The organism is Promicromonospora iranensis, from assembly GCF_028994805.1.
GTDB lineage: Bacteria > Actinomycetota > Actinomycetes > Actinomycetales > Cellulomonadaceae > Promicromonospora > Promicromonospora iranensis.
The window spans coordinates 300,311-325,195 of sequence record NZ_JAJQQP010000007.1; the positions used below are offsets into that span (position 1 = coordinate 300,311).

At 71.0% G+C, this 24,885-nt stretch carries 25 protein-coding genes and 1 riboswitch; of the genes, 14 read left to right on the forward strand and 11 right to left on the reverse strand.

The features are described 5' to 3' along the window. The first annotated feature begins 41 nt into the window (after positions 1 to 41). On the forward strand, positions 42 to 335 hold the full coding sequence (locus tag LUM46_RS14150) for a hypothetical protein (RefSeq protein WP_274994702.1): 294 nt from the start codon (positions 42 to 44) through the stop codon (positions 333 to 335). A 15-nt stretch (positions 336 to 350) separates the two neighbouring features. Here LUM46_RS14150 and LUM46_RS14155 read toward each other — a convergent pair whose 3' ends face one another. Continuing rightward, positions 351 to 977, reverse strand: coding sequence for a DnaJ family domain-containing protein (locus LUM46_RS14155; protein ID WP_274994703.1), 627 nt, complete (start codon positions 975 to 977; stop codon positions 351 to 353). Positions 978 to 1,123: 146 nt separating this feature from the next. Then, on the reverse strand, positions 1,124 to 1,612 hold the full coding sequence (locus LUM46_RS14160; RefSeq protein WP_274994705.1) for a nucleotidyltransferase domain-containing protein: 489 nt from the start codon (positions 1,610 to 1,612) through the stop codon (positions 1,124 to 1,126). A 133-nt stretch (positions 1,613 to 1,745) separates the two neighbouring features. On the opposite strand from LUM46_RS14160, the gene LUM46_RS14165 reads away from it, so the two are divergent. Next, entirely contained in the window at positions 1,746 to 2,915 is a 1,170-nt protein-coding gene (locus LUM46_RS14165; RefSeq protein ID WP_274994706.1) for an aminotransferase class I/II-fold pyridoxal phosphate-dependent enzyme, read from the forward strand. Positions 2,916 to 2,926: 11 nt separating this feature from the next. On the opposite strand, the gene LUM46_RS14170 is transcribed toward LUM46_RS14165, so the two are convergent. Continuing rightward, a complete protein-coding gene (locus tag LUM46_RS14170) occupies positions 2,927 to 3,391 on the reverse strand; it encodes a DUF6328 family protein (protein WP_274994707.1) in 465 nt (154 codons plus the stop codon). A gap of 164 nt (positions 3,392 to 3,555) precedes the next feature. Between LUM46_RS14170 and LUM46_RS14175 the strand changes: the two genes are divergently transcribed. Then, positions 3,556 to 5,115 carry a hypothetical protein gene (locus LUM46_RS14175; protein ID WP_274994708.1) on the forward strand — a complete coding sequence of 520 codons (1,560 nt, stop codon included), beginning with the start codon at positions 3,556 to 3,558 and terminating at the stop codon, positions 5,113 to 5,115. 110 nt (positions 5,116 to 5,225) lie between these two features. On the opposite strand, the gene LUM46_RS14180 is transcribed toward LUM46_RS14175, so the two are convergent. Both LUM46_RS14180 and LUM46_RS14185 read right to left on the reverse strand, forming a co-directional pair. After that, complete coding sequence (locus LUM46_RS14180) at positions 5,226 to 6,710, reverse strand: hypothetical protein (RefSeq protein ID WP_274994709.1); 1,485 nt, start codon at positions 6,708 to 6,710, stop codon at positions 5,226 to 5,228. Next, positions 6,707 to 7,237, reverse strand: a complete 531-nt coding sequence (locus tag LUM46_RS14185; RefSeq protein ID WP_274994711.1) for a SigE family RNA polymerase sigma factor — start codon at positions 7,235 to 7,237, stop codon at positions 6,707 to 6,709. Before LUM46_RS14185 ends, LUM46_RS14180 begins: the two co-directional genes overlap by 4 nt. Before the next feature lie 247 nt (positions 7,238 to 7,484). On the opposite strand from LUM46_RS14185, the gene LUM46_RS14190 reads away from it, so the two are divergent. Next, a complete protein-coding gene (locus LUM46_RS14190; RefSeq protein WP_274994712.1) occupies positions 7,485 to 8,474 on the forward strand; it encodes a PEP/pyruvate-binding domain-containing protein in 990 nt (329 codons plus the stop codon). A 23-nt stretch (positions 8,475 to 8,497) separates the two neighbouring features. Here the strand turns inward: LUM46_RS14190 and LUM46_RS14195 are convergent, their stop codons facing one another. After that, positions 8,498 to 9,358 (reverse strand): SDR family oxidoreductase, encoded by an 861-nt coding sequence (locus tag LUM46_RS14195; protein ID WP_274994714.1) that lies wholly within the window; start codon positions 9,356 to 9,358, stop codon positions 8,498 to 8,500. 145 nt (positions 9,359 to 9,503) lie between these two features. On the opposite strand from LUM46_RS14195, the gene LUM46_RS14200 reads away from it, so the two are divergent. Beyond that, positions 9,504 to 10,190, forward strand: coding sequence for a PAS and ANTAR domain-containing protein (locus LUM46_RS14200; RefSeq protein WP_274994715.1), 687 nt, complete (start codon positions 9,504 to 9,506; stop codon positions 10,188 to 10,190). 75 nt (positions 10,191 to 10,265) lie between these two features. Next, on the forward strand, positions 10,266 to 11,123 hold the full coding sequence (locus tag LUM46_RS14205; protein ID WP_274994716.1) for an endonuclease/exonuclease/phosphatase family protein: 858 nt from the start codon (positions 10,266 to 10,268) through the stop codon (positions 11,121 to 11,123). Positions 11,124 to 11,189: 66 nt separating this feature from the next. Here the strand turns inward: LUM46_RS14205 and LUM46_RS14210 are convergent, their stop codons facing one another. Further along, the gene (locus LUM46_RS14210; RefSeq protein WP_274994717.1) at positions 11,190 to 11,600 is read right to left on the reverse strand and encodes a VOC family protein; all 411 of its coding nucleotides are present in this window, start codon (positions 11,598 to 11,600) and stop codon (positions 11,190 to 11,192) included. A gap of 115 nt (positions 11,601 to 11,715) precedes the next feature. Further along, entirely contained in the window at positions 11,716 to 12,078 is a 363-nt protein-coding gene (locus LUM46_RS14215; protein ID WP_274994718.1) for a CBU_0592 family membrane protein, read from the reverse strand. A 191-nt stretch (positions 12,079 to 12,269) separates the two neighbouring features. On the opposite strand from LUM46_RS14215, the gene LUM46_RS14220 reads away from it, so the two are divergent. Further along, entirely contained in the window at positions 12,270 to 13,175 is a 906-nt protein-coding gene (locus LUM46_RS14220) for a LysR family transcriptional regulator (protein ID WP_274994719.1), read from the forward strand. A 25-nt stretch (positions 13,176 to 13,200) separates the two neighbouring features. On the opposite strand, the gene LUM46_RS14225 is transcribed toward LUM46_RS14220, so the two are convergent. Both LUM46_RS14225 and LUM46_RS14230 read right to left on the reverse strand, forming a co-directional pair. Beyond that, complete coding sequence (locus LUM46_RS14225) at positions 13,201 to 13,593, reverse strand: type II toxin-antitoxin system VapC family toxin (RefSeq protein WP_274994720.1); 393 nt, start codon at positions 13,591 to 13,593, stop codon at positions 13,201 to 13,203. After that, positions 13,587 to 13,841: a ribbon-helix-helix protein, CopG family gene (locus LUM46_RS14230; protein ID WP_274994721.1), complete on the reverse strand. Its 255-nt coding sequence runs from the start codon at positions 13,839 to 13,841 to the stop codon at positions 13,587 to 13,589. The genes LUM46_RS14225 and LUM46_RS14230 overlap by 7 nt, the downstream gene beginning before the upstream one ends. Positions 13,842 to 13,967: 126 nt before the next feature. After that, positions 13,968 to 14,097, forward strand: a riboswitch (glycine riboswitch). Between the two features lie 165 nt (positions 14,098 to 14,262). On the opposite strand from LUM46_RS14230, the gene gcvP reads away from it, so the two are divergent. The 5 genes from gcvP (at position 14,263) to LUM46_RS14255 (ending at position 19,884) form a co-directional block, all read left to right on the forward strand. Continuing rightward, positions 14,263 to 17,232: an aminomethyl-transferring glycine dehydrogenase gene (gene gcvP / locus LUM46_RS14235; protein ID WP_274994722.1), complete on the forward strand. Its 2,970-nt coding sequence runs from the start codon at positions 14,263 to 14,265 to the stop codon at positions 17,230 to 17,232. 78 nt (positions 17,233 to 17,310) lie between these two features. Next, positions 17,311 to 18,477: a glycine cleavage system aminomethyltransferase GcvT gene (gcvT, locus tag LUM46_RS14240; protein WP_274994724.1), complete on the forward strand. Its 1,167-nt coding sequence runs from the start codon at positions 17,311 to 17,313 to the stop codon at positions 18,475 to 18,477. 70 nt (positions 18,478 to 18,547) lie between these two features. Further along, positions 18,548 to 18,919, forward strand: coding sequence for a glycine cleavage system protein GcvH (gcvH, locus tag LUM46_RS14245; RefSeq protein ID WP_274994725.1), 372 nt, complete (start codon positions 18,548 to 18,550; stop codon positions 18,917 to 18,919). A gap of 211 nt (positions 18,920 to 19,130) precedes the next feature. Beyond that, the gene (locus tag LUM46_RS14250) at positions 19,131 to 19,346 is read left to right on the forward strand and encodes a LuxR C-terminal-related transcriptional regulator (RefSeq protein ID WP_274994726.1); all 216 of its coding nucleotides are present in this window, start codon (positions 19,131 to 19,133) and stop codon (positions 19,344 to 19,346) included. Positions 19,347 to 19,458: 112 nt separating this feature from the next. Next, entirely contained in the window at positions 19,459 to 19,884 is a 426-nt protein-coding gene (locus tag LUM46_RS14255; RefSeq protein WP_274994727.1) for a (deoxy)nucleoside triphosphate pyrophosphohydrolase, read from the forward strand. A 51-nt stretch (positions 19,885 to 19,935) separates the two neighbouring features. Here the strand turns inward: LUM46_RS14255 and LUM46_RS14260 are convergent, their stop codons facing one another. Continuing rightward, positions 19,936 to 20,757 carry a 2-phosphosulfolactate phosphatase gene (locus LUM46_RS14260; protein ID WP_274994728.1) on the reverse strand — a complete coding sequence of 274 codons (822 nt, stop codon included), beginning with the start codon at positions 20,755 to 20,757 and terminating at the stop codon, positions 19,936 to 19,938. 203 nt (positions 20,758 to 20,960) lie between these two features. On the opposite strand from LUM46_RS14260, the gene LUM46_RS14265 reads away from it, so the two are divergent. Beyond that, positions 20,961 to 24,479, forward strand: coding sequence for a phosphodiester glycosidase family protein (locus tag LUM46_RS14265; protein ID WP_274994729.1), 3,519 nt, complete (start codon positions 20,961 to 20,963; stop codon positions 24,477 to 24,479). A 20-nt stretch (positions 24,480 to 24,499) separates the two neighbouring features. Continuing rightward, the gene (locus tag LUM46_RS14270; protein WP_274994730.1) at positions 24,500 to 24,718 is read left to right on the forward strand and encodes a hypothetical protein; all 219 of its coding nucleotides are present in this window, start codon (positions 24,500 to 24,502) and stop codon (positions 24,716 to 24,718) included. Positions 24,719 to 24,885 lie beyond the last annotated feature (167 nt).

The window sequence follows — 24,885 nt, forward strand, 5'->3', positions numbered from 1 at the left end:
GAGGTGCCCACACCGACGTCGGGTACGAGGGGCGATGCGCCATGACAACGCACCAGGAGACCCATCCCCGGGCTCGCCGGGGCGGGCCGTTTCTCGCTCGCAGCGAGACCGCCGTCGGGCTCGCTGCGCTGATTCTCGGGATGCTGATCTCGCAGGGAGCCGCCGAGGGGGTGACGATCGCGGGCTGTCTCGCCATGGCCGCCGGAGTCCTTTCCGGCAAGTTCGGCGCCAGCTGGGGGCGCATGGCCGTGGCAGCAGGGCTGGGCTTCGTGGTCGGGTCCGTGCCCTACTGGCTGGTGACCGTCGTGGTCATCGTGACCGCGTACGGGTTCTGAACCGGCGCGGGACGGTCACCAGAACTTCCACCACGGGCGACGCTCCGACGTCGTCGGCTCGCGGTCCGACGCCGACGGCGTGCTCGACGCTGCCCGCCGTGCCGTTCTCCTGGCGCGCCACCGGACGACCTCCTCGTCGACGTCCCGGGTGGGCGTGACGACCGGCGGTCCGCCCCGGAGCTGGCGCCGCGCATCGACGACGCGTGCGTTGAAGTCCGCGACGATCTCTCGCACACGCTGTTCCATCCCCTCGCGGTCCAGCGTGTCGTCCAGCTCCGCATCGTCCTTGCGCAGCTGGGCGGACGGCAGGACGCCTGTGATGTTCTCGCGCTCGATGAGGCCCTTGACCCACCAGTCGGGGTCGTACGTGCCGGTCAGGCCGGGTATTGGCTTGCCCTGCAGCGGCAGGTTGTCGAACTCGCCGCGGCGCATCGCCTGGTCCACGACGACGTCGACGTAGCGGGAGCGCTCCTCGGCGCTCATGCTGGCGAGCGACTTCTTGCCCTCGTCGTCACCGTCCGTACCGTCGGACGCGGGGGAGTCACCTGGCTCCTGGGCGCTCGCCGCCTCCCGGTCCACGCGGTACTGCGCGGCCCGGCGGAGGGGGTCGTTCTCTGCGTCCTTGCGCGATCCCGGCGCCATGCCAGCATGTTACAACTTTCACAAGCGGCTCGGAAGGGTCGTCACGAGCACCATCTCGCCTACCTCCTGATACTTACGCGCCGTGGCGGCTCGTACACGGACATCGCCACTGGTCATTGGTCGTGTTCGGGGCTGCTGGCGGGGTGTCATCGAGGCTCCTGGAGGTACGTGCGGATGTCCGGTCCGGACACAGCACGAGCATCCGAGCGGAAGGAGTCGACGATCGGGTCCGCGAGACGTACAGCGTCGTGCAGGCGCGCGGGCGTGGTGAGGTAGACCTGGACGGCTTGGCCGGTGGCCGCGCTGAGCTCGCTGCGGAGTTCGTCAGCGAGGTCCTCGGCGAAGTCATTCAATTCGTCGACGACGACCACAAGATCGACGTCCGAGTCCAGCCTGGCCTCGCCACGCGCGACGGAACCGAATACGGCCACCGTCACGGATAGAGGATCGTCGGGACCATGTTCCGCTATGACCTCCGCGACGCGCGACCGGAACCGGGTCCATGGATCGAGCGCGCTGAAGGCGGCGTCGATCGCGGCGAAGCCGAAGTGCTCCCGGTTCAAGGTGTGTGTTGTCGCTGCCCCGACATGGGAGGACAGGACGATTCCCTGGAGCGCGAGTCGAGAGAGCGCCAACCGGATTCCTCGTACAGAACCCTTGCGCGTGACGCGGTGGACGTCGGAGCCGGTCATCGGTGTTCCAGCTCGCCACAGGGTGGGGAGGGCAATACCCCACTCGCCGGACGTGTTCGTGGGCGATGATGGCGGCATGAAGGTTTCTCGCCGGTCCCACGTGCCCCCGTTCGCCGTCATGGAGGTGCTCGCCGCCGCGAACGCGCGGCGTGCCACCGGGGCGGACGTGCTCAACCTCTGCGCGGGGGAGCCGTCGACCGGCGCGTCCGACGTCGTGCGCGAGCGTGCCATCGCGCTGCTGCGGGAGGGCACCCTCGGTTACACCGAGGCGATGGGTGTGCCCGCGCTGCGTGCGGAGATCGCCGGCCACTACAAGCGCTGGTACGACGTCGACGTCGACCCCGCGCGGATCGCCGTCACCACGGGTTCGAGCGGCGGGTTCGTGCTCGCGTTCCTCGCGTCGTTCGACGTCGGTGACCGCGTGGCGCTCGCCCGCCCCGGCTACCCCGCCTACAAGAACATCCTGTCGGCGCTGGGCTGCGAGGTCGTGGAGCTCGACTGCGGTCCCGAGACCCGTTACCAGCCCACGGTGTCGCAGCTCAACGAGGCCTACTACGGCGGAGGGCTCGACGGCGTCATGGTCGCCTCGCCCGCCAACCCGACGGGCACGATGATCACGCCGGCCGAGCTGGCCGCGATCGCGGAGTGGTGTGCCGACCACGACGTGCGGCTGATCAGCGACGAGATCTACCACGGCATCGCCTACTCGGACGAGGTGGCGCAGGCGACGGCGGCGACGTTCACCGGCCAGGGCGCGGTCGTCGTCAACTCGTTCTCGAAGTACTGGGCGATGACCGGCTGGCGGCTCGGCTGGCTGGTGCTGCCCGACGAGCTGGTGGCGCCCGTCGACGCGCTCGCGGGCAACGTCGCGCTCTCGCCGCCGGCGCTCGCGCAGCATGCCGGCATCGCGGCGTTCACGCCCGAGGGATATGCGGCTGCGGCGGAGAACGTGGCCCGGTACGCGGCGTCGCGCACGCTGTTGCTGGAGCGGCTCGGTGAGCTGGGGTGGCGTCCCGTCGCTCCGGCCGACGGAGCGTTCTACCTGTACGGCAACGTCGCCGCGTTCGGGCTCGACTCGATCACCTACTGCGCGCGGCTCCTGGCCGAGGCGGACGTGGCGATCACGCCGGGGACCGACTTCGACGGCGTGCACGGGCACGAGTGGGTGCGGCTGTCGTTCGCGTCCTCCCTGGACACGGTGACGCGTGCCGTCGACCGGATCGTGGCCTGGCACAAGACGCTCTGAGCACCTTCCGGTCACTGGCGGCGGCGCAGCACCTCTGGCAGCACGACCCACACGATCACCAGCACCACGAGCACGCAGGCACCGACCACGATTCCTGCGGTCCGCCCGACCACGACGTCGAACACGAGCAGTGCCGCGCCGGTCATCACCAGGGCGAGCACACCCAGGGCGATCCGGGTGAGCCGGGCGCCCATGGTGACGATGTGGCTCTTCATCTGCTTGCGGAACAGGGCCCTGTGCACGCTCACGGGCGCCACGATCAGGGCGGTCGCCGTCACCGAGATCACGACCAGGACCAGGTAGACGGTGCGCTGGTAGTTGTCGAGATCGGCGAACCGGGCCTGGAACGGCAGCGTGAGCAGGAACCCCGTGAGGATCTGCACGCCGGTCTGCATGACGCGCAGCTCCTGGAGGAGCTCGTTCCAGTTCCGGTCCGCTCGCTCGGCGGGTGACTCACTGCGTCCGTCTGTCTGCACGGTCCCATTGTCGCAAGTGTCGGGTAGGTCTGGCCCGCCGAGAAAATTCACCCGCTGGCATCACCGCCTCCCGTGGCCCGCCCTTGCCGCCCGGGAGAACATGCGGCTGGGGCGGGACGCGTCCGCGTCCCCAGGACAAGGGGCATGGACTGATGAGATCAAAGATGCGTGTGCCACTGAGCATGGTGCTCGGTGCGGCACTGACGATGACCGGCATCGCGACGTCGAGCGTGGCCGCGACACCCGATGCGGCGGCGGAGCCAGGACCTTCCGCGGGGCAGACGACGCAGGCGCAGACCATGACCAGGCAGGTGCAGGACGTCACCGTCACGGCGAAGATCTCCCTGCCGCCGGGTTCGGACGTGCGGGGATCCATCGTCGGGACGCTCAGCATCACCCACAACGGGACGTCCGCGGCGATGCGGTCGGGGCGGATGACGATGGTCGACCCCGACGGCCGGGACCTCGTGGGCGCGCAGTTCGTGGGTTCCGGGACCGCCAACGCCTGGACCTCCACCGTGCCGCTGTCCGCGGACGCGAAGTCGGGCGTCTACCAGGTCAGCGTGGCCGCCGAGATCGCGGTGACGACCTCCGACGGGGTCGTCAACGTGCCGATCCGTACCGCCGACCCGGTCTCGGTGCCGTTCCGTGCACAGCGGAACATTCCCTCGATCTGGACGTCGACGTCGAGCGCGCCTGCCGGCTCGACGATCTCGGTCTCGGGCGCCGCGAACATCCGGAGCCTCGGCACCGGTGACTACCTGCCTGCCACCGGTCAGCAGGTGAAGCTGTACTTCGACCCGACCGGCGACGCGCCGGAGGCCCTGCGAGCGACCCTCACGACCGACTCGCGAGGCTTCTTCACGAGCCGGCAGAAGCCGGGCGGCTCCGGTAAGTGGCGGGCCGAGATGCCGATGACCGACGCGGGCGCGCGAGCGGTATGGACCATCACCTCCGCGGAACGGGAACGCACGACCACGCTGCGACAGGGCTCGGTGAGCGCTACGCAGAACGGCTTCACCGCGGGTGACCACCTGATGACGCACGACGTCGTGGTGGGCCTTGCCCCGGTGCAGCGCCGGGTCGACGTCGGCAGCCTCGGCTTCACCGTCGGCGGGAAGTCGGGCTGGGTCAGTGCCCAAAGCCGGCGCGGCGAGGGCAGCTTCCCCGACGGGTACCGCGTGGAGCGCGAGATGGTGCACGCCGGAGTCGGCACCAGTGCCGCGACGTTCACCTTCAACCCGACCCTGCCCGCGGGCATCTATGACATCGGCATCCGGGACGCCATGAAGGCCTGTTCCGCACCCAGCTGGGCCGCGAACGACGCCGCCAGCGGCCTGAGCAGCTGCACGCACAACGTCCTGGTCCAGGACTCCACCGTCACGACCATCGTGGTGAAGCGCGCCAGCACCACCACCGTCTCGGCGTCGGACACGTCGTTCACCGGGCCGAAGACCATCACCCTCAGTGGTGAGGTGCGGAAGGTGCAGCTCGTCAGCGGCGGCGGCGCCGCGGACAAGCCGTCCCCCAACACACCGGTCAAGCTGTACTTCGACCCGGCGGGCTCGGCAGCACCGGTCTACAAGAAGACCGTCAGCACCGGTGCGAACGGGACCTACTCGACGCCGGTCGCGACGAGCACCTCGGGTAAGTGGATCGCGAAGTACGCGGGCACGACCCTGCAGGCGCCCTCGCAGGCGTCGGTGGCCATCACGGTCAACTAGCCGAGCGTTCCCACAAGGTCCGCTTCGACCAAGCGCTTCGGCAGGCATCCTCCCGAGAATGCCTGCCGAACCGCTTGGTCGAGGCGGACCTTCGTGCTGCGCCCGGGTTGTCAGTCGTACGTGCGGAAGACCGCGTCCTCCGGCACCGTCACGATCGGCGCTGCCGTGTGTCGCACGGCACGTCCCGGCTGTCCGGGCTCCGCCTGTTCCGTGCGTGTGGTGGTGCCGGCCGGCCGGCCGGACTCCAGGAGAGTGCCGACCATCACCTTCACCTCGGCCTCGGACCCTCCAGGTGTGTTCCAGGAGATCCGGTCGCCGGCCAGGCCGATCAACACCAGTACTTGTGGACCGCCCTGTCCGACTCGGATCAGATCAGGGCCGGCCGCTCGGCTCGGCGCGGTGTCGCGCAGCAGATAGGCGACTGGGCCGGTCGACCAGACGACGGCGTCGCCCGCCGCGGAGAGACCGGACACCTGGCTGTCGGTCAGTCGGACGGTGATGGTCTCGTCCTCGTCGGGACTGACTCCTCCGTCCACCCGTGGGACGACGGTGAGCGTGACCGCGTCGCTGCCGTGGACATAGACGAGCACGTCGTCGGTGATGTCGACGAACGAGACGGGTGCGTCGTCGTCCGGGTTTCTCACCGTCAGCAGGGTCGCCACGCTGCCGCCGTCCCCGTACGACGTGAAGGTCGTCGTCGAGTGGCCGTCGGCATCCCGCCCGAGCGTCGCCACGACAAGCTCGTCGGCGTCGCTCCCCACGGCGGTCGCCTGGCGGGCCAGGACCTCCGGCTGGCCGGAACCGTCGGCGCGAGTCACGGAGGCGATAGTCCCGTGCCGCCACGCGATACGGCCGGCAGTCATCGTCGGGTAGTCAGTGTCTCGCCGGGGGATCTCGGCGAGGGTGCGGGTGTCACCCATGGCGGGAGTGGTCGTCCGAAGCGTGTACGGCGAGTCCATGAGCTCTTCCGGTGTCTCGCCGGCCACCTCGTACCACGCCGCCCGGCGCCCCTGAGCGGTCAGGCCCATCACCCTGGTGTGCCCGGTGCTGGTCAGCTCCCCTTGCAGCCCATCAGTGCCGAACACCTGGTAGCCAAGGAGGTACCCGTCGCTGATCCCGAAATTGCGCGCCTGCCAGAACGCTCCGAACTCGTTCACGTTCTCGGGATTCCGGTCACCAGCCAGCACGTCGTCGATCCGGATGTCGAAGCAGGGTGACATCGGCCGTGCGTCGGTCAGGTCGTACGTCACTCCCGGTCGGCTGCCGGACGGCACCTCGGGATCAGGCGTCCGCCGCACCGCTCGCTCCGGGACGTCACAGCCCGACACCTCCGTGATCCCCAGCAGCTCTCGCACCTGCTCGCTCCCGGGAAGCGTGACGTCCCCCAGCCCTGGCACGGGCACCGGCCCCGTGAGGGCCAGCGAGAGGGCGACGGCGGCCGCCGTCGTGCAGGCGCCCACCGCCTGCCACGACCGCCGACGCCGCAGCGCGCGCCGGCTCCCGGCGAGCACCTCGTGGGCGTCGAACCGGTGCTCCTCGACCGTGTCGGCACCGGCCCGGAGGCGGGCCAGGACGTCCGTGTCGTCGATGCTCATCGCGCACCCTCCTCGAAGATGTCGCGCAGGCGGGCGATCCCGCGTGCGTTGGCGGACTTGACCGTGCCGAGGGGGATCCCGAGCTCCTGGGCGGTCTGCTCCGCGGTGAGGTCGAGCAGGTGGCGCAGCACGACCACGCGACGCTGCGCGACGGGGAGCTGCGACAACGCGCGCATCACCTCGTCCCGCACGGCGACGCCGTCCGCGGGACCCGCGACCGAGCCGGCCGGAACGGCGTCGGACGTCACCTCGTGGCGGGTTCGGCGCCAGCCGTCGATGCGCAGGTTGAGCAGGATCCGGCGGGCGTAGGCGCGGGGCTCGCCGGCACGCGCCTTGTGCCACGACCGGTAGGAGCGTTCGAAGGTCGCCTGCACGAGCTCCTCGGCCCGGTGCGGGTCACCGGACAGGAAGAGCGCCGTCTTGTAGAGGTACGGGCCGGCGTCCTGCACGAACGCCGTGAACTCCTCGTCCTTGGTCCGCGTGACGTCGACCCTGACCAGCGGGTCGTCACTCACCGGGGCGGACATGGTCGCGCGCTCTCCTCGTCATGTCCCCCACCACGCGGGCGACTGGGAGAAAGGTTCCACGTGCCGGGGAGGAATCTGAACCGCCGTCACGACCCGCCGCAGCCGATTGACCCCATTCACCGGCGAAACTAGCCTCGAGCGTGGCCCGATCGATGATCTGGTCACCCATACCTGGACACCCTCCGCGAGCACGGGGCCGACGCGCGCCGGGCCTGACCGCCGAGGAGCTCCGGACAAGGAGAACCCCGTGAGCACCCACGTCGCGCAGCCGTTCGTGCTCGAGCTGGCGGACCCGGCGGCAACCGACCTCGCGACGACCGGTGGAAAGGGCTCGTCGCTGGCGCGCCTGGCCGCCGCAGGCCTACCGGTTCCCGGCGGCTTTCACGTCACCACCGACGCCTACCGTGCGGCGGTGAGGGGCGCACCGCAGCACGTGATCGTCGAAGCCGCGGGACTGGTCGACCCGGGCCGGCCCGAGACGTACGAGGCAGCTGCGGCCCGCATCGCTCAGGTGTTCGCAGAGCTGGAGATCCCGGGCGCGGTGGCCGACGCCGTCCGGGCCGGCCACTCGAGGCTGCACCCCGCCGGCACCGGCGCACTCGCCGTGCGCTCCTCGGCCACCGCCGAGGACCTGCCGGGGATGTCGTTCGCGGGCCAGCAGGACTCGTACCTCAACATCCGCGGCGAGGAGGCACTGCTGCGTGCGGTCCGGGACTGCTGGTCCTCCCTGTGGACGGCGCGTGCCATCGGCTACCGCGCCCGGCACGGTATCCCCGCCGACGGGGTAGCCCTCGCGGTGGTGGTGCAGGACCTGGTCGACGCCGACGCCGCCGGCGTCCTGTTCACCGTCGACCCGATGACCGGTTCTCGGGACAGCGTGCTGATCAACGCGGCGTGGGGGCTGGGGGCGGCCGTCGTCAGCGGGCAGGTCACACCCGACACCTTCTTGGTGGCCCGGCTCGGCGGCGCCGTCGGGACGACCATCAGCACCAAGGACGTGCGTACGGTGCGGAGCGAGGACGGGACCCGGAACGAGCCGGTTCCCGCTGAGCTGCGGGAGCTACCGTCACTCACCGACGCGCAGGCCGCGGACCTCGCCGCGCTCGGTACGCGCATCGAGGAGCTGTACGAGGTCGCGGTGGACGTGGAGTGGGCAGTGCGCGACGGCCGGTCGTTCGTCCTGCAGGCGCGGGCCGTCACGGGAGCCGCCGGCCGGCAGCCGGTCCCCGAGGTGTAGGACGACCGCCTGCTCCGTCCCGCTCAGAACACCGGCTTGCCACCGGTGACGCCGAGCACCGTGCCGGAGACGTACGACGCCGTCACGGGTGACGCCAGGTACACGAACGCCGGCGCCACCTCGGCCGGCTGCCCGGCGCGTCCCAGGGGCGTGTCCTGACCGAACGGCGCTATCTTCTCCTCGGGCTGGGTGGCCGGCTGCAGGGGTGTCCAGATCGGTCCGGGTGCCACGGCGTTCACCCGGATCCCGCGAGGCCCCAGCTCTGCGGCGAGATTCACCGTGATGTTGTTGATCGCTGCTTTGGTGGCCGCATAATCGAGCAGCGAGTTCGACGGCTGGTAGGCCTGGATCGAGGAGTTGTTGATGATGGCACCCCCTTCGCCGAGGTGCGAGAGCGCGGACTGGGTCACCCAGAACAGCGCGTACAGGTTGGTCTTGAGCACGCGGTCCAGCTCGTCGGTCGTCACCTCCTCGACGGACGCTCGACGTGCCATCTGATAACCCGCGTTGTTCACCAGGACGTCGATACCGCCCAGCTCACCGGCGGCCCGGTGCGCGACCCCGCGCGCGGTCGCCTCGTCCCGCAGGTCGCCGGGCAGGAGCGCGCACTGCCGTCCTGCCTTGCGCACCCACTCCGCCGTCGTGCGCGCGTCCTTCTCCTCCTCGGGGAGGTAGGAGATGGCGACGTCGGCGCCCTCGCGGGCGAACGCAATGGCCACCGCGCGACCGATGCCGGAATCACCGCCGGTCACCAGGGCCTTGTAGCCGACCAGCTTCTCGCTGCCGACGTAGCTGGCCTCGCCATGGTCCGGCGTGGGGATCATCTGATCCGTCGAGCCGGGCGGATTCTGCTGCTGCGGGGGAAAGGGCTGGTCCTGGCTCATCTTGTCCTCCATCGTCGTGTGACGTGTCCGACCGATGTGGTGGCCTCTGCTCGACCCTCAAAAACACGCTAGCCCGTGGGCCAGCGTGTCGCATATCCCGTACTGTCAGAGCACCGGTTCTGCGAACTGTTCTGGAAGGAGCCTCGTGACTTCCCCAACCACGCCCAGCGAGCCCCCGCTCGACGAGACGCTCGAGGAAGTGCTCGCCGGAGGTGCCCGACCCCCGGTCGGTCGGTATCGGCTGGACCTGGCGACAGGTCAGTGGGCTTGGTCGGACGAGGTATACGTGATGCACGGCTTCGATCCGGGCCAGATCGTGCCGACGACGCCCCTCATGCTCTCCCACAAGCACCCCGACGACCGGGCACGGGTCGACGGCCTGCTGCGCCGCGCCGCGGAGACCGGGCAGCCGTTCAGCTCGGTGCACCGCATCCGGGACGCCCGCGGCAAGACGCGCACGCTGGCCGTGACGGGCCAGGGACGGCGCGACCCCGCGACAGGCCGGGTCACGGAGCTGTTCGGCTACTTCATCGACGTCACGGAGTCGCACCGGGAGGCGGCGGCCCGCGACGCGACGGCCTCGATCCAGGCCTCGGCCGAGCGGCGAGCGGTCATCGAGCAGGCCAAGGGCGTGCTCATGGTGGTCTACGGCATCGACGAGGAAGCCGCGTTCGAGCAGCTGCGGCAGGCGTCGAACCTGGCGAACATCGCGGTCCGGGACATCGCCTACTCGCTCGTGCACCTGTTCTCCGGTCCGGAGGTCACGGTGTTCCCGACACGCGAGGCGATCGAAGAGTTCCTGGAAAAACCCATCCCGCCCGAAGAACTCTGAGACGAGCCGGCCGGGATCTCTCCCGGCCGGCTCGTGCGGTCGCGACGGCGGGCACATCGGGACCATGATCAGGGCGTGCGCCTCGCCACGTTCAACATCCAGCACGGCCTCGGCCCTGACGGCCGCGTCGACAACCAGCGGCTCGCCGGTGCCGTCGCGGCGCTCGACGCCGACGTCGTCGGGCTGCAAGAGGTCGACCTGCGGCAGGCCCGGTCCGGGGGAGCCGACCAGGCACGGCTCTGCGCGGCGGCCATGGGCGCGGTCGACCACCGGTTCCGACCCGCGCTCGCAGGCCCGTTCCGCTACCCCGGCGTCCGACGCCGAGCCCGCCGCGCGGAACGGCTCGACGCCCCCGGCTACGGCATAGCACTGCTCTCCCGCTACCCCGTGCGGAGCTGGCACACGGTGCTCCTGCCGCCCGCGACCCCGTGGGTGTGGGGCAGGATCCAGCTCGGCACCGACGAGCCACGGGTGGCGCTCGCGGCCGAGGTCGACGCACCCTCGGGTCCGCTCACGGTCGTGTGCACCCACCTCAGCGTGTACCGGTTCCCGTCGGCCACCTGGGCGGGAGGCCTGACCCGGCGCGCTGTCGGATACCGCCGTGGCACGCCGGGCGAGCGGCACGCGGAACGCCAGGTCGACCACCTGCGGAGCCGGCTCGCAGGGTTACCCCGGCCGCTGGTGCTGCTGGGGGACTTCAACCTTCGCGGTTCGGTGCCGGCCGACCGCACCGGCTGGCGTCCGCTCGCGACGGGCGACACCTTCCCCCGGCACGACCCGCGGTTCCAGATCGACCACGTCCTGTGGGACGGCGGGACCGCCCTGCCCGACGGCGCAGGGTCTACCTCGAGCGGGACGCCGATCGCAGAGGGCAGGGTGGTGGACACGGGCGTCTCGGACCACCGTGCCCTGGTCGTGGACGTCGACTGGTGAAAGCCGTGGCCGGGTGAGCGGCGCTCGGCCGGTCCTGACGTCCCGGTCGGTCAGTGAGTGCTCGGGTCAGCCCACGAAGATGCAGAAGGTGTGGCCTGCCGGGTCGGCGAGTGCGTAGAGCGGTTCCTCCGGGTCGTCCGACCGGTCGTAGCGCAGGGTCGCACCGAGCGCGAGGGCGCGGTCGCGCGCCTCGGCGAGGGCGGTGACGTCGGGCACGGTGGTGTCCAGATGGAGCTGCTGCGGTACGCCGGGTTCCGGCCACGTCGACCTCGGTAGCTCGTCGACCTGCTGGAACGCGAGGGGAACGCCGTCGTCGTTCCGCAGGACGAGCCAGTCGCGGCCCTTCGGGTCCGGCGCGCCGGACGGCGGCGGCTCGTCACCGGGACGGTAGGAGAGCTCGAAGAGCTGCCGGTAGAACTCGGCGAGGGCACGTGCGTCGGTGGTGTCGAGCACCACCTGTTGGATGCGCGGGTTCATCTGGACAGCGCACCACATGCGGCGCCACCCGCAAATGCTGCCCGGCCGCACAGACCGCGCGAGGCCCGGCGCCGCGGCGCCGGACCTCGCGAGGACCCCAGGAGACGGGAAACCGTCAGGCGGCCTCGGCGTAGGCGCGGTGGCCGACGGCGGCCTGTGCGGCCGGCTCCTGGTCGTCCTGCTCGATGTCCTCGACGACGGTCAGCGTGGGCGCGCTCTCCGTCCGCCGCTTCTTCGCGCGGACCACCGTGGCGACGGCGTTCGCGCCGATCAGGATCGCGGCGATGTTCGCGGCGGCGGACGGCCAGACGCCGTTCGACGCGGCGACCGTCAGCATGGTCACGGCGGCAAGCATGTTGGTGCCCTGGAACGCGAGGGAGTCGGCGTTCCAGCGCCCACGGCTGACCATGGCGTAGGCCACGAGGCCGGCGAGCGCGCCGACCCAGCCGAGAGCGGTGGCAACCATCATGAGGGACATGGCAATACTCCTGGGAAACTGGAATCGAAACGATTCGAGGATGTGCTGGAGACCGGGAGCCGGAATCCATGTGGGGGTGGTGGCGTGTGGTCCGGGAGGAGCATGCTCCGACCGCCGCCAGGATCAAGCATGGGGCAGATTCGCGTTCAGCACAATCGAATGTTCGTGACTCCGGCATGTAGCATTGCTACATGCCGACGGACCCGCGAAGACTCGCTTTTCTCCTCGCCGTGCACCGCGCCGGCGGAGTGCTCGCAGCCGCTGATCTCCTGCACGTGACGCCCTCCGCCGTCTCCCAGCAGATCGCCCGCCTGGAGGCCGAGGAGGGCATCGACGTGCTCGACCGCGGACCTCGTGGAGTGACCCTCACGCCGGCCGGCCGGGTGCTCGCCGACGCGGCCGAGAGCATCGAGGCTGAGCTGGTCCAGGCGCGCCAGGCCGTCGCCGCTCTGGGCGGGGAGCTGACGGGGCGGGTGTCGGTCGGGTCGATCCAGACCGCCATCCGTACGGTCGTCGCACCGATGCTCGTCTCGCTCGCCGAGCGCCACCCGCACATCGAGGTGGACGTGCAGGAGTACGACCCGCCGGAGGCGACCCGCCGGCTGCGCGCCGGCGACCTCGACGCGATCGTGCTGGAGCGGGATGTCGACGTCGATGCCCCGGCACCGCGCGGCGCCCACGACGTCCCGCTGCTCGACGAGCCCTGGCGCATCGTCGTCCCGACCAGCCTGCCCGAGCCGGAGCGCATCGACGACCTCGCGGGTCTCATGTGGGTCGGTCCGCAGGCAGGCTCGGCCGCGGACCGCGCGCTCGGCCGCCTGGCCGCCCAGCTCGGCACGACCTTCGAGACCCGGCACGCCTACAACGACTTCGACACCGCCATCTCCCTGGTCGCCGCCGGCCAGGGGGTGGCGATGCTGCCCGCCCTGGCCCTGCAGCAGGAGGTGCCCGACGGCGTCGCCGTGGTCGCGCTCGCGGGTCTCGGTTCGCGGCGCATGGTGGTGCGGCACCGAAAGAACAGGCACGAGCCAGGGCCCGCGGTCCGGGCGGTCGTGGACGAGATGGTCGCCGCGGCGCGCGAGATCGACCTCGGATAGTCGCCGAAGCGATCGGGAGCGACTGTCAGTACGGCGGGGCCAGGTCGGGAAACATCGGGAAGTGCTTGATGTTTCTCGTCCAAAGATCTGCGCCAGTGGTGAGCGTCGAGGCCGCTATGACGTAGTCGGCGATGTCGATCCCCGAGTGGGACGTGCGGTAGGAGCGCGCGAGCCGACCTGCCTCGTCGGCGATCGTCTGGTCGACGTCCACCCACTCGATGACGTCCAGCAGCTTGCGGGTGCGGGTCTTCTCCGGTGCTCGCATCCCGCCCAGGATCTCGGTACGGGTCAGCACGGATCCGGTTACAGACCGCCCGAACTGGCGGGCGCCGGCCAATACGTCACGGGACATCTCATTGCCGCGCAGCAGGTCGATGAGCACCGAGGTGTCGACCAGGATCGGGGACCCGGTCACCATTCACCGAACCGGTCGGCGCGTGCCGTACGGATTCGTTCCACGTACGCCTCACCGTCGGCATCTCGCTCGGACCACGCGCCGAAGGCCTGGTCAACGGCGTCGCGAAACTCTTCCGTCCCGGACCGGCCGTAGGTCTTGTCCACTGCGCGGCGCACCAATTCGGCGAGGCCCAAACCAGTCTGGCGCGCCTCGGCCAGGAGGCGCTCGTACTGCGCATCCTCCAGCGTGATCTGCGTGCGATGGCTCATGATGTAAGGCTACATCACCTTGGCGAGAGGCTCCAGCGGGGGTGCCACGCCGCTACGATGTGCGCATAACTGAAGATCTTCAACGGTCCCGGGTGACGACAGCTCGATCACCAGGACCGTGCCGCCAGAACCGTGACGGGAGAGTCCGGCCGGGTGCGCACCACCGCCGTCGGGCGAGGCGCCTCCGGAGCACCCGGCGCCGAAGGAGCAATTTCCTCCCCGGGAATCTCTCAGGCCCCCGTACCGTCACAGCGAGGCAACTCTGGAAAGCGAGCCGCCGCCGCGGGCAACCGGGCGCGGAGGCTCCACCGACGGTGCAAGTCGGCGCGTCCCGTCCTCCTCCCGGACCTCCGGGCAGGGACACGACGGACCGGCAAAACTCTCAGGTAGACGTACGCCCGCGAGCCGGGCAGCGCGTCCGATGACAGAGCGGGGAGGGACCGCAGTCGTCCCCACGCCCTCGGACAGCCAGGAGCCCGCCGTGCGCACGCCCCACAACCCCGACGTCTTTGCCGACCGGCATCTCGGCCCCCGCGGCCGCGAGGTCAGCACCATGCTGGACCAGCTGGGCATCGACACCATGGACGCCCTCGTCGACCGGGCGGTGCCCAAGGCGATCCGTAGCCAGGCGCCGCTGAACCTGCCGGCTGCCCGCACGGAGCCCGAGGTGCTCGCCCACCTGCGTGAGCTCGCGGGCAAGAACCAGGTCAAGACCCAGATGATCGGCCAGGGCTTCTACGGCACGCACACACCCGCCGTCATCCGCCGCAACGTGCTCGAGTCTCCCGCCTGGTACACGGCCTACACGCCGTACCAGCCGGAGATCAGCCAGGGCAGGCTCGAGGCGCTCCTCAACTTCCAGACCGCCGTCGAGGACCTCACCGGGCTGGAGATCGCGAACGCCTCCCTGCTCGACGAGGCCAGTGCCGTCGCCGAGGCCGTCGCCCTCATGTGGCGGGCGTCGCGGGCCAAGGAGGGGTACGTCGTCCTGGACGCCGACCTGTTCGGGCAGTCGCTCGCGGTGGCGAGGGGGCGTGCCGAGGCGATCGGCCTCCCCGTGGTGGTCGCCGACCTCAGCCAGGGGCTGCAGGCGGGCCTGCCCACCGAGCTCCCCCCGGGCCAGCTCGTCGGCCTCGTGGTCCAGCAGGTCGGCGCGTCCGGCCGGGTGCTCGACGCCCGCGGCGTGGTCGCCGAGGCCAAGGAGGCCGGGGCGCTCGTCACCGTCGCCACCGACCTGCTCGCCCTCACGCTCCTGGTCAGCCCGGGCGAGCTCGGCGCCGACATCTCGGTCGGGTCCGCGCAGCGCTTCGGCGTCCCGCTCTTCTACGGCGGCCCCCACGCCGCCTACATGGCGGTGAGGAAGGGACTGGAGCGGCAGCTCCCCGGCCGCCTGGTCGGTGTCTCGATCGACGTCGACGGCGCTGCCGGCTACCGTCTCGCCCTGGCCACCCGTGAGCAGCACATCCGCCGCGAGAAGGCCACGAGCAACATCTGCACCGCGCAGGCGCTCCTGGCCATCGTGGCCAGCATGTACGCGGTCTACCACGGCCCGGACGGTCTCAAGGCGATAGCCGCCCGCGTCCACCAGCACGCGGCAGACCTCGCCGACACGCTGCGCACAGCGGGCGCCACGGTCGAGCACGACGTCTTCTTCGACACGATCCGCGCCGTCGTCCCCGGCAAGGCCCAGGCCGTAGCGGCCGCGGCAGCCGACGCGGGCTACAACCTCTTCGTCCCGGACGCCGACCACATCCAGATCACCACGGACGAGACGACGACGGCTCAGGACGTCGCAACAGTCGCCACCGCCCTCCTCACCACCCTGGGTCTGGAGACGAAGCCCACTGCAGAAGCCAACGAGGTGCAGGGAGCGTTCGCCGACTTCCCCGCGGACCTGACCAGGAAGACGGAGTACCTCACCCACCCGATCTTCCACACCCACCGCTCCGAGACCAGCATGCTCCGCTACCTGCGCAAGCTCTCCGACAAGGACCTCGCGCTCGACCGCACGATGATCCCGCTGGGCTCCTGCACCATGAAGCTCAACGCCACCGCCGAGATGGAGGCCATCTCCTGGCCCGGCTTCGCGGACATCCACCCGTACGCGCCCGTCGACCAGACGCAGGGCTACATCGAGCTCGTCTCCGCGCTGGAGGACCAGCTCGCCGAGATCACCGGCTACGCGGCGGTCTCGCTCCAGCCCAACGCGGGCAGCCAGGGCGAGTTCGCGGGCCTGCTGGCGATCAAGGGGTACCACGCGTCGCGTGGCGACGAGGGGCGCGACATCGTGCTGATCCCGGCGTCGGCCCACGGCACCAACGCGGCGTCGGCGGCGCTGGCGGGCCTGCGGGTCGTGGTGGTGGCGACGGCGGACGACGGCGAGATCCTGCTGGACGACCTGCGGGCCAAGCTGGACCAGCACGGCCCCCAGGTGGCGGGCATCATGATCACCTACCCGTCCACGCACGGCGTGTACGAGGAGCACGTGCGCGAGGTCTGTGACCTGGTGCACGACGCCGGTGGCCAGGTGTACATCGACGGCGCCAACCTGAACGCGCTCGTGGGTCTGGCACGCCCGGGCGAGTTCGGCGGCGACGTCTCGCACCTGAACCTGCACAAGACCTTCTGCATCCCGCACGGCGGCGGTGGTCCCGGCGTCGGGCCGGTCGCGGTGGCCGAGCACCTCGTGCCCTTCCTTCCCGGTGACCCGACGCCGGGTGTCGCGACCGGTGCGACCGACGGCTCGGCGGGCATCCCCGTGGCGTCGACGCGGTACGGGTCCGCCGGCATCCTTCCGATCTCGTACGCCTACGTGGCGCTGATGGGACCGGACGGGCTGACCGAGGCGACCAAGGCCGCCGTCCTCACGGCGAACTACGTGGCCTCACGTCTCGACCCGTACTTCCCCGTGCTCTACACGGGCCCGAACGGGCTGGTGGCGCACGAGTGCATCCTCGACCTGCGCAAGATCACCGCCGAGACCGGCGTGACCGCGGAGGACGTTTCGAAGCGGCTCATGGACTACGGCTTCCACGCGCCCACGCTGGCGTTCCCGGTGCCGGGCACGCTCATGGTGGAGCCCACCGAGTCGGAGGACCTGGCGGAGCTCGACCGGTTCATCGACGCCATGATCGCCATCCGCGGTGAGATCGACGCCGTCGCGGCCGGCCGCTGGAGCGCCGCGGACTCGCCGCTGCGCGGGGCGCCGCACACGGCGGCGTCGCTCATGACGGACGTGTGGGACAAGCCCTACTCGCGCGAGCTCGCCGCGTTCCCCGTGGCGAGCCTCCGGGCCACCAAGTACTGGCCGCCGGTGCGCCGCATCGACGGTGCCAAGGGTGACCGCAACCTGGTCTGCTCCTGCCCTCCCGTCGAGGCCTACGCGGAGTAGTTCTCTGTTGTGGGCGTGATCGTTGCGCCCAAAAGGACAGGTAGTCGCACGAAACACGCCCACAACCAAGGAGAGTCTGTGGCTGACAAGACCACCCCGCTGCACGACGAGCACGTCGCGCTCGGAGCTTCGATGACGCCGTTCGGCGGCTGGCTGATGCCGCTGCGGTACACGTCCGACCTGGCCGAGCACCGCGCGGTGCGCGAGGCCGCCGGCCTGTTCGACCTGTCGCACATGGGCAACATCAACGTGACCGGGCCTGACGCCGCCGCGTTCCTCGACCACGCGCTCGTCGGGTACATCTCCAAGGTCCGGGAGATGGGCGCGCGCTACTCGATGATCTGCGCCGAGGACGGCAGCGTGCTGGACGACCTGATCGTCTACCACGTCGCTCCCGGTGAGTACTCGGTCATCGCGAACGCCGCGAACGCGGAGCTCGTGCTCGCGAAGCTGCAGGAGCGCGCCACCGGGTTCGACGTGGCGCTCAAGGACGTGCAGGCCGGCCAGGCGCTGATCGCGGTGCAGGGTCCGCGGGCCGCGGAGATCATGCTCGCCACCGCCGGTCTGGCGGAGGACGCCGAGATCTCCGGCGGCACGGCGTTCGCCGACCTCAAGTACTACGCGTGCCTGCGCATGCGCTTCGAGGGCGAGCCCCTGCTCGTGGGCCGCACCGGGTACACCGGCGAGGACGGGTTCGAGATCTGGGTCTCGGCGGGACAGGCCGTCGCGCTGTGGCGTGCGCTGCTCGCTGCGGGCGAGCCGGTGGGCCTCGTCCCGGCGGGACTGTCGGCGCGTGACTCGCTGCGCCTCGAGGCCGGCATGCCGCTCTACGGCCACGAGCTCGACACCACCACCACGCCCTTCGAGGCGGGGATGGGACGGGTCGTGCGCCTCGACAAGGCGACCGACGACGGCACACCGGTTCCCTTCGTGGGCCGTGACGCCCTGGCCGCACGCAAGCAGTCGCCGCCGGCGCGCGTGCTGGTGGGCCTTCGAGGCGAGGGCCGGCGTCCGGCGCGGGCGGGGTACGACGTCGTGCAGCGTGGCGTCGACGGCGAGCTGGGAGCGGTGGTCGGCCAGGTGACGTCCGGCGCGCCGTCGCCCACCCTGGGCTACCCGATCGCCATGGCCTACGTGACGCCCGAGGTGTCGGCGGAGGGCACGGAGCTCGCGGTCGACGTCCGCGGGCGGGCGGAACCGTTCGTGGTCGTGCCGATGCCGTTCTACCGTCGTCCCCAGAGCTGAACCTCAGGTGGTCGAGCCGACGTGGGCCGACCGCCGGTACCCCTCAACCCGAAGCGCGCAAGGAGCTGTCATGGCCGATTTTCCCGAGAACCTCAAGTACACCACCGAGCACGAGTGGCTCGACGGATCCACACCCGCCGTCATCGGCGTGACCGACGTCGCGGCCGAAGCACTCGGTGACGTGGTCTACCTGGAGCTCCCCGAGGTGGGCGCGACCGTCGAGGCGGGCGCCGTGGTGGGTGAGATCGAGTCCACCAAGTCCGTGTCCGAGCTGTACTCACCGGTCAGCGGCACCATCACCGAGGTAAACACCGAGGCTGTGGACAACCCCGAGATCGTGAACCAGGACCCGTACGGCAAGGGCTGGCTCTTCAAGGTCGAGGTCACCGGAGCAGGCGAGCTGCTCACCGCCGCGGAGTACGCGGCGCACACCGGCAGCTGACGCCCGCGGCTCCGCCGAGCCGAGTCGAACCGCCCCTCAGGTCGCCCTGCGCGCATCTGGGGGGCGGATTCGGTATCGGAACGGTAACAGTCAGAAACTTCGTCCAGAACCGCGTCATGAACTTCATGCGGAGGGCTCTACCTCGTAGCAGCAACCGTAGGTCGGAACCCCAGAACCGGCCGCTGTGTGGAGGAAAACGACCATGACTGTGATGACCCTTGACCACCGTGTGCCCACCCTTACCCGTCGTGAGCGGGTAATTCTGGCGAACCTCACCGAGGACGCCACGCTCGAGCAGATTGCTCGACGCCTGTACGTCACCCGTAACACGGTGAAGACGCAGGTCCGTAGCGTCTACCGCAAGCTCGGCGTGTCCTCGCGTGCGGAAGCGATCGCCAAGGCGAACGAGTTCCAGCTCGCTGACTGACACACAGCACAGCACCACACGACGACGGCGCCATTCCCCAGAGGTGCCGTCGTCGTGCTGTGTCCGCTGAACCCAGGGGTGGCCGGCGCGTTCGGATGGAAGACTGCTCGGCATGCAGGAGACCCTCATCGACGTGGTCGCGGCCGCGATCGTGGACGACCTGGACCACCCCACCCGGCTGCTCGCCGCCCGTCGCTCGGCTCCGGCGGCGCTCGCCGGCCGCTGGGAGTTCCCCGGCGGCAAGGTGGAGCCGGGTGAGGGGCACCTCGCCGCGCTGCACCGCGAGCTCGACGAGGAGCTCGGCGTGACGGTGGCCGTCGGCGACGAGCTTCCGGGACCGGACGACGGCGGGTGGGCGATCACCAGCAAGCACCGGATGCGGGTCTGGTTCGCGCGGCTGCAGGACGGCGCGCCCGAACCGCTGGAGGACCACGACGAGCTGCGCTGGCTGACGGCGGCCGAGCTGGACGACGTCCCCTGGCTGGACGGCGACATCCAGATCGTCGAGGCCCTGGCCGAACACCTCTCGCCGAGGTAGTCGTCTGGCGCAGTAGTACTACCTCGCCAGGCGACTACCTCGGCGGGGTGGTCAGCGTGCCCCGGCCGTGACGTTCCTGCGGCTGCGGGCCGCTGCGACCCGGTGCCCGAGGGGCACGAAGGCGCCGTCCATCAGCACCGGCACCACATCGGTGGCGTCGACCTCGGTGGCGATCGTGACGTCGTCGGCGAACCCGGAGTCGAGCAGCTCGCGACCGCTCGCGGTGCCGCCCACCGAGTCCATGGTGTCCTGGGTGCCCTTCCAGAGGGTCACCGTCGCCGCGGTCTCCGGCGAGACGCTGACCTTGGGCAGCATGGAGGTGAGCCGCGCCGCGATGGCACCGACGGCGAGGTAGTCCTCCAGCGCGGGGCGCAGCGTGTCGTCGGGCCACCGCTCGCCCACGGGGACGAGCACCACGTCGTGCTTCTCGGAAGCGTCCAGGTGCGCGGCCGCGAGGCCGGCCACAGCCTTTGCGTTGCGCAGGCTGCCCGCGACGATGAGGGCGCCCCGGTTGGCGATCGTGTGGCAGATCTGGGCGGCGCTGGGCGACGGGATGACGAGGCGCTCGGCGTCCAGGTCCTGCAGGGACGCGGGGGAGATGCTGATGCCGTCCTCCCACCGCGGACCGGCGAGGGCGGCGCGCATCGTGCGCGCGAGCCGGGCGGCGCCGGCGGGATCGTGGTACGGGAACGGATACACCCCGGCGCCCTGTTCACAGGCGACGGTGACCGTCGTCGAGAAGGAGAGCACGTCCACGACGACCACGAGCGACGAGCGCGCATCCGTGGCGGTCAGGGCGAGAGCGCCGGAGATACCCCAATCCGTGCGCACACGGGCAGGACGCTGGTCGAAGGCGGGGGACGTGTTTGCCACGAACGCATCGTAGTGTCACCCGAACTCGCCCATGTTTCGCGCTCAGCGAACACCGTTGCGGTTCGGGCGCTATTCACACTCCCGCCGCCGGGTCATAACCTCGCCGCGCAACGCTGCCGCTGAACGCTCCCCCCGACCCCCCAGAAGGATCGAGCATGCGACGAGTCGCGCCCGCAGTGTCCCCGGTAACACCGCACAAAACCTTGACCAACGCGCTGACCTGCACCATCGCGGCAGCCCTCGTGGTGGTTCCGGGAATCGGCGCCGCTGCCGCGCCGTCGCCCTCGCCCGAGGACGTCCCGCGCAGCAGCGCCGCGCTGATGGCTCCGGAGCCCTTCGCGAGCGTTCCGTCCCGCTCCGGCAAGCCTGTCGAAATTTCCGCAGATGTCACCCATCTCGCTCTGGACGACAACGGCGACGCCATCGTCACGCGCCGCGACGAGCAGCGCATCGCGCCCGGCCTGGAGCTCACGCGGTTCGCGCGCATGGGCGAGGACGGCTGGCTCAGCGGTGAGGTGCTGGTCGCGGAGCTCGGCACGTCGGCAGCCGGAGCGGGGCAGCGCGGGAAGGTGCAGGTCGGCTACGTCGGCCCGGACCACGTGGCCGGCAACGCAACGGTCTCCGAGATGGCGGCCTCCCGGGGCGCGATCGCCGCGATCAACGGCGACTACTTCGACATCAACAACTCCGGTGCCGCGCTCGGCGTGGCCGTCGACGACGGCACGCTGGTCAAGTCCGCGTCCCCCGGTCGAGAGCGTTCGGTGGCGTTCGGGTCGGACGGCGCGGGCAGGCTCGCGCAGATCTTCCTCGAGGGCTCGGTGACCTGGGAACCGGGCGGCGACGTCCCCGTCAGCGGCCTCAACGTGACCGCCCTGCCCGCCGGCGGCGTCGCCGTGTACGACGCCGGCTGGGGCACCTTCACCCGTGCGCGCCCGCTGGCAGCGGGGGAGCAGGGTGTCGAGGTGATCGTCGACACCGACGGCACCGTCACCGCCGTCGGCCGGCCTGGCGGCGGGCAGCTGCCGGACGGGACGCGCGCCCTCGTGGCGCGGCCCGGGGCCGCGGCAGACGCGCTCGCGGGCCTGCGGCCGGGCGATCAGGTCGACGTGGCCTACGGCCTGCGCGAGGACGCGGGCGACGTCGCCGTGGCGATCGGCGGCGGGGCCGAGGACCCGCTGCTGGAGGACGGTGAGGTCACGTCTGCCACCGGCGACCACGTCGAGCTGCGGCACCCGCGGACCGCCGTCGGCTTCGACGAGACCGGTACCCGCGCGTACTTCGTGGTGGTCGACGGCCGGCAGAGCCACAGCACCGGGATGAACCTCTACGAGCTGGGCGAGCTGATGGCCCAGCTCGGCGCCGACGACGCGATCAACCTCGACGGGGGCGGCTCCTCCGAGATGGTCGCCCGCATGCCCGGTGACACCGGCACCACGATCCTGAACAGCCCGTCGGACGGCTACGAGCGCTCCGACGCGAACGGCCTCGGCCTGTTCGTGGCGGCCGGCTCGGGCCGCGTCGCGGCCTTCGACGTGCGCACCGCCGTCCCGGCCGCCGACGCCGACCGTGTCTTCCCCGGCCTGCACCGCACGCTGGTCGGCAAGGGCTACGACGAGACGATGTCCCCCGTCGCCACCGAACCGTCGTGGCGGACGCGCAACGGGTCCGTCGCTTCGGTGCGGGACGGCGTGGTGACCGGGCGCAGGCCGGGCAGCACCGTCGTGACCGCCGCGTCCCTGGGCCGGTCCGGGCTCGCGACCGGGACGACCGAGGTCGAGGTGCTCGGCCCCCTGGTCCGGACCAGCGTGGCCACCCCGGTCATCGGGCTGGACGACGCCGACGCGACGGCGCCGCTGGTCCTGACCGGCTACGACGCGCAGGGCTTCGCCGCGCCGATCGAGGCGCGGGACGTGACCGTATCGGTGGTCGAGCCCGCCGACGCCCCGGTCGTCGAGCTCGTTGCTGCGGCCGACGGGTCCTTCGAGGTCCGCGCGCTGGCCCCGGTGGGCGGCACCACCTTCGAGCTGTCCGTGCCGGGACCCGACGGCGAGGAGCTGACGACAGAGGTCGCGGTGACCGTCAGCCTGGAGGAGGACGTCGTCGCGGACTTCGCCGACGCCGCCTCCTGGACATCGGCGAACGACCGGGCACCCGGAGGCTCCCTGGCGTCCGCGGACGGGCACGACGGCGCGGCGGGCCTGCGCATGACCTACGACTTCACCAGGTCCACGGCGACGCGTGGCCAGTACGCGGTGCTGCCGGAGGCAGCAGCCGGCGGGCGGGAGCTCCCCGGCTCACCGCGTGCGGTGAGCATGTGGGTCGACGGCGACGGCAAGGGCGCCTGGCTGCGCCTGCAGGTGCGGCAGGGTGACGGCGTCGTCACGCAGCTCAACGGCCCCGACGTCACCTGGACCGGCTGGCGGCAGGTCACGTTCCCGGTGCCCGACGGCGTCGCGTTCCCCCTGAAGCTGCAGCGGATCCGCGCCCTGGAGACGGCCGCCGGCGACCAGTACTCCGGTGCGCTGACGTTCTCCCGGATCACGGCACAGGTCCCGCCCGCCGTGGACGTGCCGGAGCCTCCCCGGGTCGAGGACGGGACGGTGACCGCGGACGGCGCCACCGACGACGCGCCCCTGCGCGTGGCGGTGCTGTCCGACGCCCAGTTCGTCGCGCGGGACCCCGGGTCGGGCGCGGTGGCCGGCGCACGCGACGCCCTCCGCGAGATCGTCGCCGACGACCCGGACCTCCTGGTCATCAATGGTGACCTGGTCGACGAGGCCGCGCCGGAGGACTTCGACCTCGCCCGCCGGGTCCTGACCGAGGAGCTCGGCGACGCGGACTTCCCCTGGTACTACCTGCCCGGCAACCACGAGGTCATGGGTGGCTCGATCACGAACTTCGAGGAGGAGTTCGGTGAGCGGACCCGGGTGCTCGACGTACCGACGCCTGGCCGGGCCGGCGGAACGACGCGCCTCGTCATGCTCGACTCGTCGGCCGGCCGCCTGGGTGCGGACTTCGACCAGGTGCGGATGCTGCGCGACGCGCTCGACGAGGCCACGACCGATCGCTCGGTCACGGGAGTCGTGGTGTTCGCGCACCACCCGCTGGACGACCCGCTGCCGACCAAGGCCAGCCAGCTCACCGACCGTCTCGAGGCCGACACGCTGCGTGGCTGGTTCGAGGACTTCGAGGAGAGGTCGGGCAAGTCGATCGCCTCGGTGGGTTCGCACGTCGGCGTGTTCCACGCGAGCACGCAGGACGGCGTCCCGTACCTGGTCAACGGCAACTCCGGCAAGGGTCCGGCGAGCACCCCGGCCGACGGCGGCTTCACCGGCTGGTCGATGCTGGGTATCCGTCCGGCGTCGGGCGCCGGCGGCAAGGGACAGTGGCTGGGCTGGGAGGTCAACACGCGTGCCGAGGCGGTCACCGTCTCCGGTCCCGAGTCGCTGATGGTGGGCGAGTCCGCCGCGGTGCGCGCCGTCGTCGTGCAGGACGGGACGCGGGAGGTGCCGGTCGCGTGGCCGGTCTCGTCGGCCTGGGGTGGCGAGCGGGTGTGCACCACGGACCGGACCGGACGCGCCGCCCTGCGCGACTGCGCCCGCGGTGCCGTGCTCGCCCTCCACCCGGACACCCACGAGCTGACCGCCTTGCGGACCGGCCGGGCCACGGTGACGGTCACCGTCAACGGGCTGGTCGGCGAGCTGGCCGTGAGCACGAGCTGAGAGGGCGGTAGATTTGCCTCATGAGTGACTTCGAGGTGGCCCGCAGGCAGAAGCAGGAGCCCACGGCGACCCTGCTGGTTCGCGCGATCATGTGCTTCGTGCTGTTCGCAGCGGGGCTCGCGCTGATCGCCATCGGCGGGGCAGACCAGGGCCCGTCCGCGCCGTACCTGTTCGTCGCCGGCATCCTCGCCGTCGGGCTGTCGTTCGGGCTGCCGATGATCGGCGCCACCGAGCGGTAGGCAGCGCCGGCACCACGATCGCCTGGCCGGTTCCGACCGGCCAGGCGATCGTGTGCGTGGACGGCTACAACGTTTCTGCTCTCCCGTCCGTACGTGGTGGTGAGAGCCCGACGGCGAGGCGATGGGCGCCCCGCCGGGACAGGTCTCGTCGAAGAGACAGGAACCCA